Source organism: Pseudofrankia inefficax, assembly GCF_000166135.1.
Classification (GTDB): domain Bacteria; phylum Actinomycetota; class Actinomycetes; order Frankiales; family Frankiaceae; genus Pseudofrankia; species Pseudofrankia inefficax.
Map to the genome: position 1 here is coordinate 5,188,204 of NC_014666.1, position 23,057 is coordinate 5,211,260.

At 74.3% G+C, this 23,057-nt stretch carries 1 protein-coding gene; it reads left to right on the top strand.

All coding sequences use genetic code 11. From position 1 onward, the window contains the following. Positions 1–8 precede the first annotated feature (8 nt). The gene (locus tag FRAEUI1C_RS41190) at positions 9–23,048 is read left to right on the top strand and encodes a type I polyketide synthase (protein ID WP_013425370.1); all 23,040 of its coding nucleotides are present in this window, start codon (positions 9–11) and stop codon (positions 23,046–23,048) included. Positions 23,049–23,057: the final 9 nt, after the last annotated feature.

The window sequence follows — 23,057 nt, forward strand, 5'->3', positions numbered from 1 at the left end:
GAGGAACGATGGAGACCGCCCACGACAGGCTCGTGGCCGCGCTGCGTGCCTCGGTCAAGGAGACTGAGCGGCTACGGCAGCGGTTCCGGTCACTGGAGGCGGCCTCGACGGAGCCGATCGCGATCGTGGGGATGGCCTGCCGCTACCCCGGCGGGGTCACGGACCCTGACGGCCTGTGGCGCCTGGTCACGGACGGCGTCGACGCGACCAGCGACTTCCCGACCAACCGCGGCTGGGACCCCGACCTCTACGACCCCGACCCCATCCAGCCCGGCAGGTCCTACGTGACACGCTCGGGCTTCCTGCACGACGCCGACGAGTTCGACCCCGAATTCTTCGGCCTCTCACCCCGCGAAACCCTCGCGATGGATCCGCAGCAACGGCTGCTGCTCGAAACCGCGTGGGAGGCGCTGGAACACGCCCTCATCCCGGCCGAGGCTCTGCGCGGCAGCGACACGGGTGTGTTCACCGGCGTCATGTACGACGACTACGGCGCCCGACTGGCCGCCCGGTCCGGCCCGTTCGAGGGCCACCTCGGAACCGGCAGTGCTGGCAGCGTCGCCTCCGGACGGATCGCGTACACGTTCGGCCTCCGTGGCCCGGCCGTCACCGTCGACACCGCCTGTTCCTCGTCGCTGGTCGCGATTCACCTGGCCGCCCAGGCGCTGCGCAGCGGCGAGTGCTCACTGGCGCTCGCCGGCGGTGTAACCGTGATGGCCTCACCCGGCGTCTTCGTGGAGTTCAGCCGCCAACGCGGTCTCGCCCCGGACGGCCGGGTCAAGTCGTTCGCCGCCGGAGCGGACGGCACGGCCTGGTCGGAGGGCGCCGGCCTGCTGCTGCTCGAACGCCTCTCGGACGCCCAGGCCAACGGCCGGCGCATCCTCGCGGTCCTGCGCGGCTCCGCGGTCAACCAGGACGGTGCGTCCAACGGGCTGACGGCCCCCAACGGGCCGTCCCAGCAGCGACTCATCCGCCAGGCGCTCGCGAACGCGCGGCTCACGCCGGCCGACGTCGACGCCGTCGAGGCCCACGGAACCGGCACCCCACTCGGCGATCCCATCGAGGCCGAGGCGCTGCTGGCGACCTATGGCCAGCAGCGGTCCGGCGACCAGCCGCTGTTTCTCGGCTCGATCAAGTCGAACATCGGCCACAGCCAGGCAGCGGCCGGCGTCGCCGGCGTCATCAAGATGGTCATGGCACTACGCCACGCCACCCTCCCCCGAACGCTGCACGTCGACGCGCCCACCCCGCACGTCGACTGGGCCGCTGGAAACGTGCGGCTCCTGGCGGAGGCCACCCCCTGGCCCGACCAGGACCGACCTCGCCGCGCCGCTGTCTCGTCCTTCGGCATCAGCGGCACCAACGCCCACCTCATCCTCGAACAGGCGCCCGACCTCCCGGGCGAGCCGGCCGGTGAACCGACGGTCGATCCGGTCGCCTGGGTCCTGTCCGCCAAGACGCCCGCCGGGCTGCGCGAACAGGCCAGCCGACTCCACACGGCCCTCACCGACCGGTCCGACACCGACCCGAGCGCCGTCGCCAACGGGCTGGCCCGCCGCGGCACCTTCACCCACCGCGCCGCGATCACCGCCACCCACCAGACCGACCTCCTCGCCGGCCTTGACGCGCTGGCCACAGACCAGCCAGCGGTCCAACTGGTCACCGGCAAAGCCAACAGCTCACCGCAGGTCGTGTTCGTCTATCCGGGCCAGGGCTCCCAATGGCCAGGCATGGCCGCCGGCCTCGCCACAGCCGACCCGGTCTTTCACCAGGCATTGGAAGAAGCGACCACGGCACTCGCGCCCTACGTCGACTGGAACCCCGCCACACTCCTCGACGGCCACGATCCAGGCTTCGACCGGGTCGACGTCGTCCAACCCGCCCTCTGGGCCGTCATGATCGCCCTCACCACCTGGTGGCGCCAACACGGCGTAACACCCGCCGCAGTCGTCGGACACAGCCAAGGCGAAATCGCCGCCGCAGTCACCGCAGGAATCCTCACCCTCGACCAAGGCGCCCACCTCATCACCACCCGCGCACACCTCCTACGCCAACTCGCCGGCACCGGCGGCATGCTCACCATCCCCCACACCCTCACCCCCGACGACATCCCCGACGGGCTGCACATCGCCGCGCACAACAGCCCCACCAACACCGTCCTCGCCGGACCGACCGAACCACTCCACAAAGCCCTAGCCCACTACCAGCAACAAGGCATCCGAGCCCGCCTCATCGACGTCGACTACGCCAGCCACACCCCCGCCATCGAACCCCTCCGAGAAGAACTCCTCACCCAACTCGCAGGCCTCACCCCCAACCCCGCCCCCGACGGCAACCCACGCTTCTACTCCACCCGCACCACCCACCCCCTCAACCCCGACCAACTCACCCCCCACTACTGGTACGACAACCTCCGCCACCCCGTCCACCTCACCCAAACCATCACCAACACCCAACAAGACGGCCACACCCACTGGATAGAGATCAGCCCACACCCCACCCTCACCACCGCCCTCCACGACACCCTCGAAACCACCCCCAACCCCGTCGTCCTCCACACCCTGCGACGCGACCACGACACCCCCACCCACCACCTCACAGCCCTCACCACCGCCTGGGCTCACGGCCTGCCCACCCATTGGCACACAGCCGAAACCAGCCCGGCACCCGACCTACCCACCTACCCCTTCCAACGCCAGCGCTACTGGCTCAACCCCCCACCCGCCACCACCAGCTCCGACGAACACGACCACCCCTGGATCACCCACACCACCGATCTTCCCGACGGCACCCACCTCCTCACCGGGGCCCTCAACCCGGCTGAACACCCGTGGCTCTCCGACCACACCGTCGCCGACGCCGCGATCCTCCCCGCCACCGCCTACCTCGACCTCACCCTCCACACCGCCCAGCACCTCGCGCGGGACGGCGACACCCCGCTCCACCTCGACGACCTCACCCTCCACGCCCCACTCCCCACCGACCAGCCCACCGACCTGCAGCTCACCGCCACACCCCCCACCCCCACCGGCGAACGCACCCTCACCATCCACAGCCGGCCCAGCAACACCACCGACCCCTGGACCCACCACGCCACAGCGACCCTCACCAGCAGCAGCCAGACCCCACCGCCAAGCCCCGGCACGTGGCCACTCCCCAACACCGAACCCGACGACCTCACCCACGCCTACCAGCAGCTCGCCACCGCCGGCTACCACTACGGCCCGGCCTTCCAGAACCTCCACCAGCTCTGGACCGACCCAGGCCGAACCACCCACCACGCCCACCTCGAACTACCCCCCACCCTCACCACCGCCGGGCACACCCTCCACCCCGCGCTCCTCGACGCGGCCCTGCACCCGGTAGCACTCGCCGAGACCGGCGACGACGGGTCGATGGTGATCCCGTACGCCTGGTCGGGAGTCCGCCTCCATTCCACCGGTGCCACCGCGCTGCGGGCCGAGCTGCGCCGCCACGACCCGTCGTCCTACGGCCTGACGCTGTGGGACCAGGACGGCCGGCTCGTGGCGACGGTCGACTCCATCGCCATGCGGCGGCTCGCGCCCGGCCAGTCCCTGGTCGCGCGGCGGCCGGTCCCGCTGCACAGGGTCGCCTGGGAAACGCTGCGAGACAAGGCGTCCTCTCGGGTCGACGGCAGCCGGCTGGCTGTCCTCGGCGCGGCCGCGCCGGCCGCCGAGCTGGCCGAGGCCGTCGGGGCGGCACACACGTACTCCGGCCTCGCCGCGCTCGTCGACGCGATCGACGCGGGCGCGGCGGTCCCCGAGCTGGTGCTCGCCCTCGCGTCGCCTGCCGCCACGGACGCCGACAACGAGAACGACGGCCAGGAGGCCGCCGCGTCGCGGAACGGCGAGGGCAGCAGCGAGCCCGAGCGGGCCCGGCGAGTCACCGCGGACGTCCTGGAGCTGCTTCGGACGTGGGTGGGCGGCACCCGGCTCGGCGACGCGCGGCTGGCCGTCCTCACTCGCGGCGCTGTCGGGGTGACGGCCGAGGACAAGGCGGACGGCCTGGCGGACGCCCCGGTGTGGGGGCTCGTCCGTGCCGCGCAGCACGAACACCCCGGCCAGTTCAGCGTCGTAGACGTCGACGGCCGGCCGCGCACGTACGCGGCCCTTCCCGCCGCGCTGGCCTCGGCCGCCGCCGACCTGGAGTCCCAGCTCGCGGTGCGCGACGGCGTCGCGTTCGTGCCCCGGCTACGCCGGACGGTCCCTCGACCGGCGGCGGCGACCGAGACAGCCGGTATCGACCCGGACGGGACCGTGCTGATCACTGGCGGCACCGGCGGCCTGGGCAGCCTGCTCGCCCGCCACCTCGTCACTACCCACGACGTACGCCACCTCCTGCTGACCAGCCGGCGCGGTCTTGAGAGCCCCGGAGCCTCGGAACTCGTCGCCGAGCTCACCGACCTCGGCGCCCAGGTCAACATCGTCGCCTGCGACCACACCGACCCCGCACAGGTCGCCGCCCTCCTCGCAGACGTACCGGACGCGCATCCGCTACGAGCCGTCTTCCACACCGCCGGCACCCTGCACGACGCCACCCTCACCACCCTCACACCAGCCCACCTCGACGACGTCCTACCCACGAAGATCGACGCCGCCTGGCACCTCCACGAACAAACCCGAGAGCTCCCGCTCACCCACTTCGTCCTGTACAGCAGCCTCGCCGGCACCCTCGGCGCACCCGGACAAGCCAACTACGCAGCCGCCAACACCTACCTCGACACCCTCGCCCACCACCGCCACACCCAAGGACTCCCCGCCACCACCCTCGCCTGGGGACTCTGGCAACACACCAGCGGCATGACCCAAAACCTCACCACCACCGACCACACCCGCATCGACACCACCGGCGTCCGCCCCCTCACCACCGAACAGGGCCATGCTCTGCTCGACGCCGCCCTCACGGGGAACGAGCCAACGCTGGTAGCGGCCCACCTGGACACGACCAGGTCACGCACCGGCGCCGACGGCGCGGTGCCACCGATGCTGCGGGCCCTCCTGCCCGCGGCGCCCCGGTCCGCGACCGGCCCAGGCACCGACCCAGGTGCGGGCCCGGCGTCCTTGGGCGCGGCCTCGACCTGGATCAGCCAGGTGCGCGCCCTGCCGGCGCAGCGGCGGCTCGACACCGCGGTGGACCTCGTCCGGGCTCATGTGGCGGTAGTCCTGGGCCACGCCAACTCCTCGTCCGTCGACCCGGACCGAGCGCTGAACGAGCTGGGCTTCGACTCGTTGACCGCCGTCGAGTTCCGCAACAGGCTGGGCGCCACCACCGGGCTGCGCCTGCCGCCCACCCTGGTCTTCGACCACCCGACCGCGGCGGCGGTGGCGCGCCACCTGCTGAGCCTGGCCATTCCGGCGGATGTGGACGTCGACCAGCCGGACGGTGTCCGCGCCGACGCGGAATCGGGCCGGGCCGCGGCTGACGAGCCGATCGCGATCGTGGCGATGGCCTGCCGGTACCCCGGCGGCGTCGCCAGCCCCGAGGACCTCTGGAACCTGGTGGCCGAGGGAAGGGACGCCATCGGGGCGTTCCCGACCAACCGGGGCTGGGACCCGGGGGTGTTCGACCCCGACCCCGAGCACGCGGGCACCGCGTACGCCAATGTCGGCGGCTTCGTCTACGACGCGGACGAGTTCGACGCGGACCTCTTCGGCATCAGCCCCCGGGAGTCCGTCGCGACCGACCCGCAGCAGCGGCTGCTGCTGGAGACGGCGTGGGAGACCTTCGAGCGGGCCGGCATCCCGGCCGAGTCGCTGCGCGGCAGCCGGACCGGGGTCTTCGCCGGCGTCATGTACTACGACTACGGCAGCCATGTCGGCCAGCCGCCGGAGGGCTTCGAGGGCTACATGGGGGCCGGCGGCAGCATCGTGTCCGGCCGCGTCGCCTACACGTTCGGGCTCGAAGGCCCGGCGGTGACCGTCGACACCGCCTGCTCCTCGTCGCTGGTCGCCGTGCACCTGGCCGCCGCGGCGCTGCGCAACGGGGAGTGCGGCCTGGCCCTCGCGGGCGGGGTGACCGTGATGGCGACTCCCAGCGTGTTCATCGAGTTCAGCCGGCAGCGCGGGCTGTCGCCGGACGGCCGGTGCAAGTCGTTCGCCGCCGGCGCCAACGGCACGGGCTTCGCGGAGGGCGCCGGCCTGCTCCTGCTCGAACGCCTCAGCGACGCCCAGGCGAACGGCCACCAGGTGCTCGCCGTGCTGCGCGGCTCGGCCGTCAACTCGGACGGCGCTTCCAACGGTCTCACCGCCCCGAACGGGCCGTCCCAGCAGCGGGTCATCCGGCAGGCGCTCGCCAACGCCCGGCTGACGGCCGCCGACGTCGACGTCCTGGAGGCCCACGGCACCGGCACCACCCTCGGGGACCCGATCGAGGCGGACGCCGTGCTCGCCACCTACGGCCAGCGGCCCGCCGACAGCCCGCCGCTGCGGCTCGGGTCCGTCAAGTCCAACATCGGCCACACCCAGGCCGCGGCCGGCGTCGCCGGCATCATCAAGATGGTGCTGGCGCTCAGGCACGGCACGCTCCCGAAGACCCTGCACGTCGACGAGCCGACACCGCACGTGGACTGGACGGCCGGCAGGGTGAGCCTGCTCGCCGACGCCGAGCCGTGGCCGGACCTCGGCCGCCCCCGCCGCGCCGCGGTCTCCTCCTTCGGCATCAGCGGCACCAACGCCCATGTGGTCATCGAGCAGGCGCCACTCGCCGAGCCGGTCTCGCCGGCCGACCCCGTTGAGGCACTGGTTCCCGGCGAGGACTCCGACGGCGCGCCCGAGACTCCGCTGGTCTGGCTGCTGTCGGCGAGGTCCGAGGCGGCGCTGCGCGCCCACGCCGACCGGCTGCACACCGCCGTCACCGGCGACGACGCCCCCGGGTCCGCCGCGGTCGCCGCCGCGCTGGCGACGCGCGACCACCTCGAGCGTCGCGCCGCGGTCGTCGGGACCGACCCCGCGACGCTCGCCGCGGCACTTCAGGCGGTGCGTTCCGGCGAGCCGTCCCCGCACGTCGCGCGGGGGACGGCCGCGCCGGGCCGGACCAGGACCGTGTTCGTCTTCCCCGGCCAGGGCACCCAGTGGCTCGGGATGGCGCGCGAGCTGGACGACACCTATGAGGTGTTCCGGCGCAGCGTGCGTGACTGCGCGCGGGCCCTGTCCGCGTTCGTCGACTGGTCGGTCGTCGACGTGCTGCGCGGCGAGCCCACGGCCCCGCCGCTGAGCCGGGTCGACGTCGTCCAGCCGGCGCTGTTCACGATGATGGTCTCGCTCGCCGAGCTCTGGCGGGCGCACGGAGTCCACCCGGACGCGGTCGTCGGCCATTCCCAGGGGGAGATCGCCGCCGCCTACGTCGCCGGCGGGCTGTCGCTGGACGACGCCGCGCGCATCGTCGCGATGCGCAGCCTGGCCTGGCGACGCCTGGAGGGCCGGGGCGGCATGCTGTCGGTCACGCTGCCGGCCGAGGCCGCCCGCGACCGGCTGCGCCGCTTCGGCGACGACCTCGCCATCGCCGCCGTGAACAGCCCCGGGTCCGTGACGGTGTCGGGCTTCCCCGAGGCGCTCGACGAGCTGGCGGCGGAGCTCACGGCGGCGGGAACCCGCGCCCGTCGCATCCCCGGCGTGAACACCGCCGGCCATTCGGAGCAGGTGGTCGTCCTGCGCGACCAGGTGCTGGCCGAGCTGGCGGACCTGACCCCGCGTACCTCACAGGTCCCGTTCGTCTCGACGGTCACCGGCGACTTCCTGGACACCGCGGGGCTCGACAACGCCTACTGGTACCGCAACCTGCGCGAGCCCGTGCTCTTCGAGCAGGGCATCCGCGCGCTGGCGGCCGGTTTCGGGCTGTTCGTCGAGGTCAGCCCGCACCCGGTGCTCACGCCCAGCATCGGGGCCACCGTCGAGGACGCCCTGGCGGCGGCCCCGGGCGCGATCGCTCCGGCGATGCTCGGAACGCTGCGGCGCGACGACGGCGGCCCGGCGAGGTTCGTCGCCTCGCTCGCCGCCGCGCACGCGCACGGCGCCTCCGTCGACTGGGGCACGGTGCTCCCGCCGGCCCGGCCGCCGTTGCCTGCCCTGCCGACCTACCCGTTCCAGCGTCGCCGCTACTGGCTGGAGCCCGGCGACCGCGGCGCCGACGTCGCGGCGGCGGGAATGGAGGGCGCCGGGCACCCGCTGCTCGGCGCCACGGTCGAGCTCGCGGGCGGCGACGGTCTGCTCCTGACCGGGCGGCTGTCGTTGGCCACCCACCCGTGGCTCGCGGACCACGCCCTGCTCGGGACGGTCCTGCTGCCCGGCGCCGCGTTCGTGGATCTCGCGCTGCACGCCGGTGACCGGCTGGCACGCGACACCGCCGGCCTGGCCGACGACCTGGCCGTCGAGGAGCTGACGCTGGAGGCTCCGCTCGTCCTTCCCCAGGACGGCGCGGTGCGCGTCCAGCTGACGGCCACGGCGGCCGGCGCCGACGGACGCGGCACGTTCGCCGTGTACGCCCAGCCGATCACCGACGCGGGCACCGACGGCACGGGGTCGGCGCGGTGGACCCGCCACGCCACCGGCGTGCTCGCCGCCGCGGGAGCCGACACCGCCGGGTGGGCGGGCTCCGACCCGGCCGTCGCGCCGGTCTGGCCGCCGGCCGCGGCCGAGCCGGTCGACCTGGACGACGTCTATCCCCGCCTGGCCGAGGCCGGCTACCAGTACGGACCGGCCTTCCAGGGGCTGCGCGCGGCCTGGCGGCTCGGCGAGCGGCTGCTGGCCGAGATCGAGCTGCCCGAGGGGTCGTCCGCCGCCGGGTTCGGGCTGCACCCGGCGCTGTTCGACGCGGCGCTGCACCCGCTCGTGCTCGCGGCGACCTCAGGTGCCGGCGACCGGCTTGGCCTGCCGTTCGCCTGGTCCGGGGTCAGGCTGTTCGCCACCGGCGCGACGACGCTGCGTGCCAGCATCACGCCGACAGGTCCCGCGACCTACCAGGTCGTGCTCGCCGACCCGGACGGCGAGCTGGTGGCCGCCGTGGCCGCGCTGCGGACCCGCCCGGTCACACCGGAGCAGCTCGCGGCGGCCGTCCACGGCGCGGTGGCGGACGCGCCGATGTTCCACGTCGAGTGGGCCGCCGCGGCCGAGGACAGCGCGACGTACGACGTGGACGAGTTCGCGCGCTGGGCGGTCATCGACGGGCAGGACCCGGTCCGGTTCGCCCCGCCCGGCTGCCGGCACTACCCGGACCTCGCGGCGTTGCGGGCAGCGGTCGCCGACGGCGGAACGGTTCCCGAGACGGTGCTGGTGCCGCTCGTGCCCGCGTCGGCGGGCCCCTCCCGACCGGGAGGCGCGCCCGCCGCCGGGCGGGTGCCCGGCGAGCGCTCGGCACCGACCAGTCCGGCCCGCCCGGCGCGCGCCGTGCTGGACGACGCCGTGGAGCTGGTCCGGCAGTGGGAGGCCGACAGCGCGTTCGAGGGGTCCCGCCTGGTCGTGGTCACCCGCGGCGCGGTGGCCGCCGCGCCGGCCGACGGTGCCCGGATCGACCTCGTCCACGCGCCCGTCTGGGGGATGCTGCGCACCGCGCAGACGGAGCGGCCGGATCGCGGGATCGTCCTCGTCGACCTCGATCCGCGGCCCGGAGCCAGCGCGCCCCCGGCGGTCGGGCCCGGCCCCGAGGTGGGGACGCCCGACCCGGCCGGCCTCGCGCACCGGGACGTCCTCGCGGCGGTCGCAGCCGGGCAGCCGCAGGTCGCCGTTCGATCGCACCGGCTCTACCTGCCTCGGCTGGCGAGCTCGCCGGAACCGCGGCTCACCCCGCCGCCGACGCGGGACTGGCGTCTCGACAGCGGAGCCGACGGCTCCCTGGACAGTCTCGCCCTCGTCGCGGACCCGGCCGCCGACGCGCCGCTGGCACCGGGCCACGTCCGTGTCTCGGTCCGCGCGGCCGGGCTGAACTTCCGGGACGTGCTGATCGCGCTGGGGATGTACCCGGGTGAGGCGACCGTCGGCTCCGAGGCGGCCGGCGTCGTCGTCGAGGTCGGCGAAGGCGTGACCGACCTCGCGGTCGGCGACCGGGTGACCGGCTTCCTCGCGGCGGCGATCGGCACGACCGGAACCGCGGACAGCAGGCTGCTCGTCCGGATTCCGGCGGGCTGGTCGTTCGCGCAGGCGGCGTCGTTCCCCGTCGTGTTCCTGACCGCCTGGTACGGCCTCGTGGACCTGGCGCGCCTGGAGCCGGGCGAGCGGGTGCTGGTGCACGCCGCGGCCGGCGGCGTCGGAATGGCGGCCGCGCAGATCGCCCGTCATCTGGGCGCCGAGGTCTACGGGACCGCGAGTCCCGGCAAGTGGGCGGCGGCGCGGTCGACCGGCTTCGACGACGGCCACCTCGCGAACTCCCGGACGCTCGACTTCGCCGGGCGGTTCCTCGGGGCGACCGACGGCGCGGGGATGGACGTCGTCCTCAACGCGCTGACGGGTGACTTCGTCGACGCGTCCCTGCGGCTGCTGCCGCGCGGCGGACGGTTCGTCGAGATGGGCAAGACGGACGTGCGCGACCCCGAGCGGATCGCCGCCGACCATCCCGGGGTGGCCTACCGGGCCTTCGAGCTGATGGAGGCCGGCCCCGACCGGACCCGGGAGATGCTCCACGAGATCGTCGAGCTGTTCGAACGCGGTGTCCTGACGCCGCTCCCCCTCACCGCCTGGGATGTCCGGGAGGCACCCGAGGCCTTCCGCCATCTTCAGCACGCCCACCACGTCGGCAAGGTCGTGCTGACCGTGCCGCGGCCGCCGGACCCCGCCGGGACCGTGCTGGTCACCGGCGGGACGGGAACGCTCGGCGGCATCGTCGCCAGGCATCTGGTGCAGGCCCACGGCGTGCGTCACCTCGTGCTGGCCAGCCGCGGTGGTCCGGCGGCCGACGGCGCCGCCGGTCTCGCCGAGGAGCTGACGGCGCTGGGCGCGGACGTCGACGTGGTGGCGTGCGACGTCGCGGACCGAGCGGCGCTCGCCGGCCTCCTCGACGCCATCCCCGCGGCGCACCCGCTCACCGCCGTCGTCCACGCCGCCGGCACGCTCGACGACGGCATCGTCACCGAGCTGACGCCGCGACGGGTGGACCGGGTACTGCGCCCGAAGCTGGACGCGGCCTGGCACCTGGACGACCTGACCCGGGAACGCGGCCTGGACCTCGCCGCGTTCGTGCTCTTCTCCTCGCTCTCCGGGATCCTCGGCGCTCCGGGGCAGGGCAACTACGCGGCCGCGAACAGCTTCCTCGATGCCCTCGCCACCCAGCGGCGTGCCGCCGGCCTGCCGGCCACGTCGATGGCGTGGGGTCTGTGGTCGGCCAGCAGCGGGATGACCGGGCCGCTCGCCCGGGTCGACCTGGCCCGGCTGCGCCGCGCCGGCGTTGTCCCGCTGGCGGACGACGCGGCGCTGGCCCTGTTCGACGCCGGGCTGGCCAGCCCGCGAGCCAACGTCGTCACGGCGCGGCTCGACCTGCCGGCCCTGCGCGCGGCCGCCGACGGAGACACCGTCCCGGCGCTGCTGCGGGGCCTCGCCCGTGGCCCCGGCCGGCGAGCGGTGGCGGCCGGGGGCTCGCAGGCCGGTGGCACCGCCGGGACCTCCGGCTGGGCCAGGCGGCTGTCGAGGGTCTCCGCCGCCGACCGGCTCGGCCTGGCGCGGGATCTCGTCCGCACCCATGTCGCCGCGGTGCTCGGGCATGCCAGCCCGCAGGACGTCGAGCCTGACCGCGCGCTGAGCGATCTGGGCTTCGACTCGCTGACGGCCGTCGAGCTGCGCAACCGGCTGGGCGCGGCCACGGGGCTTCGGCTGCCCGCCACGCTCGTCTTCGACCACCCGACGGTGAACGCGCTGGCGGCGCGGCTCCTGGCGGACACGGCCGGCGCGGCCGGGCCGGAGCACGAGCGCGCCGCGGCCGGTCCGGCGATGACGGGGCCGGACGGGTCGGACGACCCGATCGCCATCGTCGCGATGGCCTGCCGTTACCCGGGCGGCGTGACCGACGCGGAGGGACTGTGGCGGCTGCTCGACGGCGGCGTCGACGCCATCGGCGGCTTCCCCACCAATCGCGGCTGGGACCCGGACCTCTTCGACCCGGACCCCGAGCGGGACGGCACGTCCTATGCCGACGCGGGCGGGTTCCTGCACGACGCGGACCTGTTCGACGCGGACTTCTTCGGCGTCAGCCCACGCGAGACGCTGGCGATGGACCCGCAGCAGCGGCTCCTGCTGGAGACGGCGTGGGAGGCGTTCGAGCGGGCCGGCATCCCCGCCGACACGCTGCGCGGCAGCCGCACCGGGGTCTTCGCCGGAGTCATCGCCCAGGAGTACGGGCAGGGCGGTCCCGCCCGTGGCGACCAGCTCGGCGGCTATCTGCTGACCGGCATGACCAGCAGCGTGGCGTCGGGCCGGGTGGCGTACACCTTCGGCCTGGAGGGCCCGGCGGTCACCGTCGACACGGCCTGCTCCTCGTCGCTGGTGGCCATCCACCTCGCCGCGCAGTCACTGCGCAGCGGCGAGTGCAGCCTGGCGCTGGCCGGCGGCGTGACCGTGATGGCGACGCCTGGTGTCCTCGTCGAGTTCAGCCGGCAGCGCGGCCTGTCCCCGGACGGGCGGGTGAAGGCGTTCGCCGCCGCCGCGGACGGCACCGGCTTCGCCGACGGCGCCGGGCTGCTCCTGCTCGAACGGCTCTCCGACGCCCGGGCCAACGGCCACCCCGTCCTCGCGCTGCTGCGCGGCAGCGCGGTCAACCAGGACGGCGCCTCCAACGGCCTCACCGCCCCCAACGGGCCCTCACAACAACGCGTCATCCAGCAGGCGCTGGCCAACGCACGCCTCACCCCCGCCGACGTCGACGCCGTCGAGGCCCACGGCACCGGCACCACCCTCGGCGACCCCATCGAAGCCCAGGCACTCCTCGCCACCTACGGCCAGCAGCGATCCGACGACCAGCCGCTCTACCTCGGCTCCATCAAATCCAACATCGGCCACAGCCAGGCAGCCGCCGGCGTCGCCGGCGTCATCAAGATGGTCATGGCGCTACGCCACGCCACCCTCCCCAAGACCCTCCACGTCGACGCACCGACACCTCACGTCGACTGGACCGCCGGAAACATCCAACTCCTGACCGACGCCACACCCTGGCCCGACCAGCAACGACCCCGCCGCGCCGCCGTCTCGTCCTTCGGCATCAGCGGCACCAACGCCCACCTCATCCTCGAACAGGCGGACCCGCTCCCACCGGCCCTCCCGGCCGGCGACCCGGCGGCGCCGCCCGGCGAGGCTGCGTCCGAGGCCGGCCTGGCGGCGAAGCCGGTCGCCTGGGTGCTGTCGGCCAGGTCCGACCCGGCGCTGCGCGCGGCCGCGGGCCGGCTGCGGGACGCCGTCACCGCCGGGCCGGAACGGCGGCCGGACGAGGTCGCGTTCACCCTGGCCACGGCGAGGACACATCTGGATCACCGGGCGGCCGTGGTCGGGTCGGCCACCGGCGAGCTGCTCGACGGGTTGGACGCGCTGGCGCGGGGTTCGGCCTCGTCCTCGCTGACCGTCGGACACACGCGCCGCACCGGCCGGACCGCGTTCCTGTTCACCGGGCAGGGCAGCCAGCGCGGTGGCGCCGGCCGGGAGCTGTCGGCCGCCTTCCCGGTCTTCGCCACGGCGTTCGACGAGGCGTGCGAGCACCTCGACACCCACCTGGAGCACCGGCTCCGCGACGTCCTGTGGGCGCCCGACGGAGATCCGCTCGCCCCGCTGGTCCACGAGACCCGCTACACCCAACCGGCGTTGTTCGCGCTGGAGACGGCGCTGTTCCGGCTGGCCGAGTCGGTCGGCCCGCATCCCGACTACGTCGCCGGCCACTCGGTCGGCGAGCTCACCGCGGCCCACGTCGCCGGTGTCCTGACCCTGCCGGACGCCGCGGCGCTGGTCGCGGCGCGCGGCCGGCTGATGCAGGCGGCACCGGCCGGGGCGATGGTGTCGGTGCGGGCCGACGCCGACGAGGTCCTGGCGGCGCTGGCCGGTGTCGAGGACCGGGTGGCGGTCGCCGCCGTCAACGAGCCCGGCTCCGTGGTGTTGTCGGGAGACGCCGACGCCGTCCAGGCGGTCGCCGACGCGCTCGTGGCGCGGGGGCACCGCGCCCGCCGGCTGCCGGTCTCGCACGCGTTCCACTCGCCGCTCATGGACCCGGTCCTCGACGAGTTCCGCGAGCTGGCGCGGACCGTCACCTACCAGCCGCCGACGCTCGCCGTCGTGTCCACCCTCACCGGGCAGGTGGCGACGGAGACCGACCTGACGACGGCCGACTACTGGGTGCGCCAGCTGCGCGGCCAGGTCCAGTTCCTCGCCGCGGTCCAGGAGTTGCGGCGCCAGGGCGTGACGACGTTCCTCGAGCTGGGACCCGACGCGGCGCTGACGCCCGCCGTGCAGGCCGCGACGGCGCCAGGCGTGGCCGAGGCGACGGACCGGCGGGCGGCGACCGAGCCGGCGCCGGTCACCGCTGTCGCCGCGCTGCGGCGGGACCGCCCGGAGGCAGCCGCCTTCGTCACGGCCCTGGCGTCGCTGCACGTCGCGGGGCTGCCCGTCGGCTGGCCGACGGTCCTGGGCTCGGACCGCCCACGGCTGGTCGACCTGCCGACCTACCCGTTCCAGCGCCAGCGGTTCTGGCTCGACGCCGGCAGAACGCGGGCGGACGTGAGCTCGGCCGGCATGGAGACCTCCGACCACCCGCTGTTCGGCGCCACCCTGGAGCTCGCCGACGCCGGCGGCACGAGCGACGGCGGCAGCGGCGGTGGCCCGGCCGGCGCCGGCGACCTGGTGCTGACCGGCCAGCTGTCGCCGGTGACCCACCCCTGGCTCGCCGACCACGCCATGGCCGGCGCGACGCTGCTGCCCGGCGCGGCCTTCGTCGAGCTGGCGATCCGGGCCGCAGACCGGGCCGGCTGCGCGGAGCTGGACGAGCTGACGCTCGAAACCCCGCTCGTGATCCCGGCGGACGGCGCCACCAGCATCCAGCTGACCGTGAGCCGAGCCGACGACGCCGGCAGCCGCCGCCTGGCCGTGTTCTCCCGCTGGTCGAGAACCCACCGTGGCGACGACGCGGCCGGCGACCTGCCCTGGCAGCGCCACGCCACCGGCAGGATCAGCCAGGGCGAGCACGGACAGGACACCCCTGCCGGCCGGCCGGGCCGGGCGGCCGGCACCGAACCTGGCCAGACTGAGGCCTGGCCACCGGACGGCGCGACTCCCGTCGACGTCACCGACGCCTATCCCCTGCTCGCGGCGGCCGGCTACGAGTACGGCGAGACGTTCCAGGCGCTGCGAGCGGCCTGGCGGCGCGGGCCGGAGCTCTACGCCGAGGTGCGGCTGCCCGCCACCACCGCGACCGACGGCTACGGCATCCACCCCGCACTGCTGGACGCGGCGCTGCATCCGCTCGCGCTCGCGGCCGTCAGCCCGGAGCCCGGGCCAGCCGGGGACGGATCGCGACCGGCGATGGGACTTCCGTTCTCCTGGTCCGGCACGAGGCTGCACGCCGCCGGAGCGACCCAGCTGCGCGTACGGATCGTCCCGGTCAGGCCCGGAACGGTGCGACTGCACGCCAGCGACCCGGCGGGCCAGCCCGTCGTGACCGTCGACGAGCTGACCCTGCGCCAGGTGGAGGCGGGCCGGCTGCGTTCTCCCGCCCGTCAGGCGGCCGAGTCGCTGTTCGCCGTGGAGTGGGCCGAGGAGCCCATCGCGGCCGGGGCCCACGAGCCCGAACGGGACGGACCGTGGGCCGTGCTCGACCACTTCGCGCCCGACGGCGCGGACCGGGCCGGCACCGGTCCAAGCACCGACGGCCCGTCGCCGCGTTACCGGGACCTCGACCAGCTGCGCGACGCCCTGGCCGCGGGGTCACCAGTGCCGACCGTCGTCGTCGCCCCCGTGTACCCACGGCGGCCGTCGGCTCCGGCCGAGGCCGACGGTGTGCCGGCGACAGCCCGGGGTGTGCTGACGGACGCCCTGACGCTCGTCCAGTCCTGGCTCGCCGACCAGCGGCTGGACGGCAGCCACCTGGTCGTCGTGACCCACCGGGCCGTGACCGTCGATCCTGGCGACGACCCGGACCTGACCGGCGCCGGGGTGTGGGGCCTGCTCCGTTCCGCGCAGAACGAGTTTCCCGGTCGCGTCACCGTCGTCGACACGGACGATCACGAGGGCACCGGCCTGGCGTGGCTGCGCTCCCGTGGAGTGGGCGCGGCGGATCTCCTGCGCGGGATCGTCGCCGCCGGCCACAGCCAGGCGGCGCTGCGAGCGGGCTCGGTACGCACGCCGCGGCTGCGCCGGGTACCCCTGCCGGCCGGGCCGCCGGCCCGGGACGACGCGGGACTGGCCCTGCTGGACCCGGCGGGGACAGTCCTGATCACCGGCGGCACCGGGGCTCTGGGCTCGCTCGTCGCTCGTCACCTGGTCGTCCGGCACGACGTCCGGCGCCTGGTCCTGACGAGCCGGCGCGGTCCTGAGGCGGCCGGCGCGACGGAGCTCGCCGACGAACTGCGCGCGCTCGGCGCGGACGTGCGGGTGGTGGCCTGCGACGTGGCGGACCGCGCGGAGCTGGCCACGGTGCTGGCCGGGATCCCGGCCGATCATCCCCTGACCGCGGTGGTACACGCGGCCGGCGTGCTGGACGACGGGCTCGTCACGGCGCTGACCGCCGAGCAGCTCGACCGGGTGACCCGCCCGAAGATCGACGCGGCCTGGCAGCTGCACGAGCTGACCCGCGGGCTGGACCTGGCGGCCTTCGTGCTGTTCTCCTCCGCGTCCGGCGTCCTCGGCGGCCCGGGGCAGGCCAACTACGCGGCGGCGAACACGTTCCTCGACGCGCTCGCCGCGCACCGGCAGGCGCTGGGGCTGCCGGCGACGTCCCTGGCCTGGGGGATGTGGGAGCCGTCCGCCGGCATGACCGAGAAACTCGGTGCCGCCGACCTGGCCCGGCTGCGCCGCACCGGCGTGACCCCGATGGCCCCGGACTACGCACTCGGGCTGCTCGACACCGCGGTGGCGGTCAGCCGCGCGCCGGACGTGGGCGTGAGCAGGGCGCTGCTCGTGGCCGCGCGGGTCGATCTGGCCGCCCTGCGCGCGCAGGCTGGTGCGGACGCGCTCTCGCCGTTGCTGCGGTCGCTGGTCACCGTCCCCACGCGCCGGGACGCCGCCACCCAGGACGGTGCCTCGTGGGCGGCCCGGCTCGCCCGGCTCCCGGCGGCCGACGGGTACGAGCAGGCACTCGCGCTGGTCAACGACCACATCGTGGCCGTGCTCGGACGCGCCGCGGGCGACCGAGTGGATCCGGCCCGGGCCATGAGCGACCTCGGCTTCGACTCGCTGACCGCGGTGGACCTGCGCAACCGGCTGGACTCGGCGACCGGCCTGCGGCTTCCCGCGACCCTCGTCTTCGACTACCCCACGCCGGCCGCCCTCGCCGACCTCCTGCTGCGGGAAGCAGCCGGGCAGCCTTCGACGGCCGTACCGGCGCCCGTGGCGACCATCTCCGCCGCGCACGACGAGCCGATCGCGATCGTGGGGATGGCGTGCCGCTATCCCGGCGGGGTCACCGACCCCGACAGCCTCTGGCGCCTGGTCACGGACGGGATCGACGCGACCAGCGACTTCCCGACCAACCGCGGCTGGGACCCCGACCTGTTCGACCCCGACCCAACCCAACCCGGCAAGTCCTACGTCACCCGCTCGGGTTTCCTCCACGACGCCGACGAGTTCGACCCCGAGTTCTTCGGCCTCTCACCCCGCGAAACCCTCGCGATGGACCCACAGCAACGGCTGCTGCTCGAAACCGCGTGGGAAGCGCTGGAACACGCCCTCATCCCGGCCGACGCCCTGCGCGGCAGCAACACAGGCGTGTTCACCGGCGTCATGTACGACGACTACGGCGCCCGACTCGCCACACAACCCGGCCCGTTCGAAGGCCACCTCGGAACCGGCAGCGCCGGCAGCGTCGCCTCCGGACGGATCGCCTACACCTTCGGCCTCCAGGGCCCCGCCGTCACCATCGACACCGCGTGTTCCTCGTCGTTGGTCGCCATCCACCTCGCCGCCCAAGCGCTACGCAGCGGCGAATGCACCCTCGCCCTCGCCGGTGGCGTCACCGTCATGGCATCTCCCGGCGTCTTCGTCGAGTTCAGCCGCCAACGCGGCCTCGCCCCCGACGGCCGCATCAAATCGTTCGCCGCCGCCGCCGACGGCACCGCCTGGTCCGAAGGCGCCGGCCTGCTCCTACTGGCACGCCTGTCGGACGCCCGCGCGAACGGCCACCGGATCCTCGCCGTCCTGCGCGGCTCGGCGGTCAACCAGGACGGCGCCTCCAACGGCCTCACCGCCCCCAACGGCCTCTCCCAGCAGCGACTCATCCACCAGGCGCTCGCCAACGCACGGCTCACCCCGGCCGACGTCGACGCCGTCGAAGCCCACGGAACCGGCACCCCACTCGGCGACCCCATCGAGGCCCAAGCCCTGCTCGCCACCTACGGCCAACAGCGGTCCGGTGACCAGCCGCTCCACCTCGGCTCGATCAAATCCAACATCGGCCACAGCCAGGCGGCGGCCGGCGTCGCCGGCGTCATCAAGATGGTCATGGCACTACGCCACGCCACCCTCCCCCGGACGCTGCACGTCGACGAACCCACCCCGCAGGTCGACTGGACCTCGGGAAACGTCCAGCTCCTCACCGACTCGATGCCCTGGCCCGACCAGCACCGGCCCCGCCGCGCCGCCGTGTCCTCGTTCGGCATCAGCGGCACCAACGCCCACCTCATCCTCGAACAAGCCCCCGACCTCCCCGAGACGGACACCACGGCGGCAGCCGCCCAGGCACCGACCGGCGAAGCCACGGAACCGCCCGGCGGGACGCCCGGGGGCAAGCCGACCGTCGATCCGGTCGTATGGGCGCTGTCCGCCAAGACGCGGCCGGCCCTGCGGGCGCAGGCCGCTCGCCTGCGCGCCGTCCTGGCGGAGCGGCCTGCCGCGGGCCCGGCCGCGGTCGCGGCCGCGCTCGGCCGCCGCAGCCTGCTCCCGCATCGAGCGACGGTGGTCGGATCCACACCGGACACGCTGCTCGCCGGCCTCGACGCGCTGGCGACGGACCAGCCGGCGGCCCAGCTGTCCGTCGCCCACCCCACCAGGACAGCCAGCCCGCGCGTGGTGTTCGTCTACCCGGGCCAGGGATCGCAATGGCCAGGCATGGCCGCCGGCCTCGCCGCAGCCGACCCGGTCTTTCACCAGGCATTGGAAGAAGCGACCACGGCGCTCGCGCCCTACGTCGACTGGAACCCCGCCACACTCCTCGACGGCCACGATCCAGGCTTCGACCGGGTCGACGTCGTCCAACCCGCCCTCTGGGCCGTCATGATCGCCCTCACCACCTGGTGGCGCGCACACGGCATTGTGCCCGACGCCGTCGTCGGACACAGCCAAGGCGAAATCGCAGCCGCAGTCGCCGCAGGAATCCTCACCCTCGACCAAGGCGCCCACCTCATCACCACCCGCGCACACCTCCTACGCCAACTCGCCGGCACCGGCGGCATGCTCACCCTCCCCCACACCCTCACCCCCGACGACATCCCCGACGGCCTACACATCGCCGCCTACAACAGCCCCACCCACACCGTCCTCGCCGGACCCACCGAACCACTCCACAAAGCCCTCGCCGACTACCGCGCCTGCGGCATCCGAGCCCGGCTCATCGATGTGACCTACGCCAGCCACACCCCCGCCATCGAATCCCTCCAAGAAGAACTCCTCACCCAACTCGCCACCCTCACCCCACACACCAACACCGAAGGCAGCCCCACCTTCTACTCCACCCGCACCACCCACCCCCTCAACCCCGACCAACTCACCCCCCACTACTGGTACGACAACCTCCGCCACCCCGTACGCCTCACCGAAACCATCACCAACACCCAAAGCGACGGCCACACCCACTGGATAGAGATCAGCCCGCACCCCACCCTTATTGCGGCCCTACACGACACCCTCGAAACCACCCACGACTCCGTCGTCCTGCACACGCTGCGACGCGACCACGACACCCCCGCCGACCACCTGACAGCCCTCACCACCGCCTGGGCCCACGGCCTCCCCACCCACTGGCAGCCAGCCGGAGCCAACCCGGCACCCGACCTACCCACCTACCCCTTCCAACGCCAGCGCTACTGGCTCGACCCCCCACCCCCACACACCAGCCCCACCGAACACGGCCACCCGTGGATCACCCACACCACCGAGCATCCCGACGGCACCCACCACCACTCCGGCCACCTCAACCCGGCCGACCACCCGTGGCTCGCCGACCACACCGTCGCCGACGCCGCGATCCTCCCCGCCACCGCCTACCTCGACCTCACCCTTCACGCCACCCAGCACCTGGCGCGGAGCACACCCGTCCACATCGACGACCTCACCCTCCACACGCCGATGCTGGTCGACGAGCCCACCGACCTCCATCTCACGGTCACGCCCACCAGTCCACGCACCGTCACCATTCACAGCCGCCCCACCCACCCCAGCACCCCCAACCCCACGCCGTGGACCCACCACGCCACCGCCACGCTCAGCCACCCCACACCCGGCCAGACCCCACCGCCGAACCCCGGCAGCTGGCCACCCCCCGACACCGAACGCCACGACCTCACCGACGCCTACCGGCAGCTCGCCACCGCCGGCTACCGCTACGGGCCGGCCTTCCAGAACCTCCATCAGCTCTGGACCGACCCGGGCCGAACCACCCACTACGCCCAGGTCGAACTACCGCCCGCCCACGCCACCACCGGGCACACCCTCCACCCAGCGCTCCTCGACGCGGCCCTGCACTCCCTGGCGCTCACCCTTGTCGGCGACGGCGGCACGCCGGGCCTGCCGTTCTCCTGGTCCGGTGTCCGGCTGTACGCATCCGGCGCGACCGCGCTGCGGGCGACCATCACGCAGACCGGCCCGTCGACCTTCGCGCTCGACCTGAGGGACCTCTCGGGTGCGCCTGTCCTGTCCGTCGACTCCCTGGCGCTGCGGCCCATCTCGCTCGACCAGCTCGCCGCGCGGGCGTACCCGCTGCACGACACGGTCTGGACGCCGCTGCAGCCCGGCGCCCACGCCGGTACGGGCGCGCGTGCTGGCACCTGGGCCGTCCTCGGCGCCGGGCCCGGTATCCCGGGCGGCGACAGCCACCCGGACCTCGCCGCTCTCCGCGCGGCGCTCGACGCCGGCGCGACACCTCCGCCGGCCGTGTTCACCTTCCTCGCCGGCGCGGTACCGCCCGACTCCCACCGGCCGCGGGACGCCCGTGCCACGACGGCCGCTGCGCTGCGGTTCCTGCAGGACTGGCTCGCGGACGACAGGCTGAGCGACACGCTGCTCGTCGTCGGCACCCGCGACGCCGTCGTGGTCCCGCCGACGGTTCCGGACCCGGCGGCGAGCCCGGCGGCGGGTGACGCGCCGAACCTGAGCGAGGCCCCGCTGTGGGGACTGGTCCGATCGGCGCAGGCCGAGCATCCCGACCGTTTCGTGCTGCTGGACGTCGGCACGCCCACCGACGCGGAGCCGCCGGGCCGGTACTGGCTCCCGGACGCGCTCGGGTCGCTGGTCCGGTCCGGGGAGCCGCAGGCGGCGCTGCGGCGCGGCCAGCTCCACGTCCCCCGGCTGGCTCAGCTGCCGGCGACACCCACCCCGGCCGACGAGGATTCCGGACCGGAGTTCGACCCGGACGGCACGGTCCTGATCACCGGTGGCACCGGCGGCCTGGGCAGCCTGCTGGCCCGCCGCCTGGTCACCACCCACGACATCCGGCACCTGCTGCTCACCAGCCGACGCGGCCCTGAGAGCCCCGGAGCCTCGGAACTCGTCGCCGAACTCACCAACCTCGGCGCCCAGGTCAACATCGTCGCCTGCGACCACACCGACCCCACACAGGTCGCCGCCCTCCTCGCAGACATCCCAGACACACACCCACTACGAGCCGTCTTCCACACCGCCGGCACCCTGCACGACGCCACCCTCACCACCCTCACACCCACCCACCTCGACGACGTCCTACCCGCCAAAATCGACGCCGCCTGGCACCTCCACCACCAAACCCGACACCTCCCCCTCACCCACTTCGTCCTCTACAGCAGCCTCGCCGGCACCCTCGGCGCACCCGGACAAGCCAACTACGCAGCCGCCAACACCTACCTCGACACCCTCGCCCACCACCGCCACCTCCTCGGACTCCCCGCCACCACCCTCGCCTGGGGACTCTGGCAACACACCAGCGGCATGACCCAAAACCTCACCACCACCGATCACACCCGGGTGCGGCTCGGCGGAGTGCATCCGCTCACCGCCGAACAGGGCCACCGTCTCCTCGACAGCGCCCTGCGCACCCACCGACCCGCCCTCGCCGCGGCCCTGTTCGACCGCGTCGCGCTGGCCAACCAGGCCGCGCAGCACCCCCTCCCAGCGCTGCTGCGCGGCCTGGTCCGCGCGGAGGTCCGCCCTGTCGTAGCGACGCGCGATGGCTCGGACGAGTGGATCGGACGGCTGGCCCGCGAGACGGAGCCGGAACGCGAGCGGTCCCTGACGGACCTGGTCCAGAACTCCATCGCGGCCGTGCTCGCGCGACCCGCGCACGACCGGGTCGAGCCGCACCGGGGCCTGCTCGACCTCGGCTTCGACTCGCTCACCGCGGTCGAGCTGCGCAACCGGCTCAGCGGGGTGACCGGCCTGCGGCTGCCCGCGACCCTCGTCTTCGACCATCCGACTCCCGGCGCGCTGATCTCGCACCTGCGGGAGCTGCTCGAACCGGCGATCGAGGCCGCCTCGCCGGGCCAGCAGGAGCCGAGCGACCGGGGGGCGGGCGGTTCACGCCCGACCAACGGCGGCGGAGCGGCACCCGGCAGGCGCGGGTCCGGCAATGGCGCGTCGCCTTCCGGCTCGCTTCCGGCCGCCGGCCGCGCTCCGCTCGACCTTCTCGAGGACGCGTCGGACGACGAGATATTCGGATTCATCGACAACGAACTGTGAGGCCGTTGT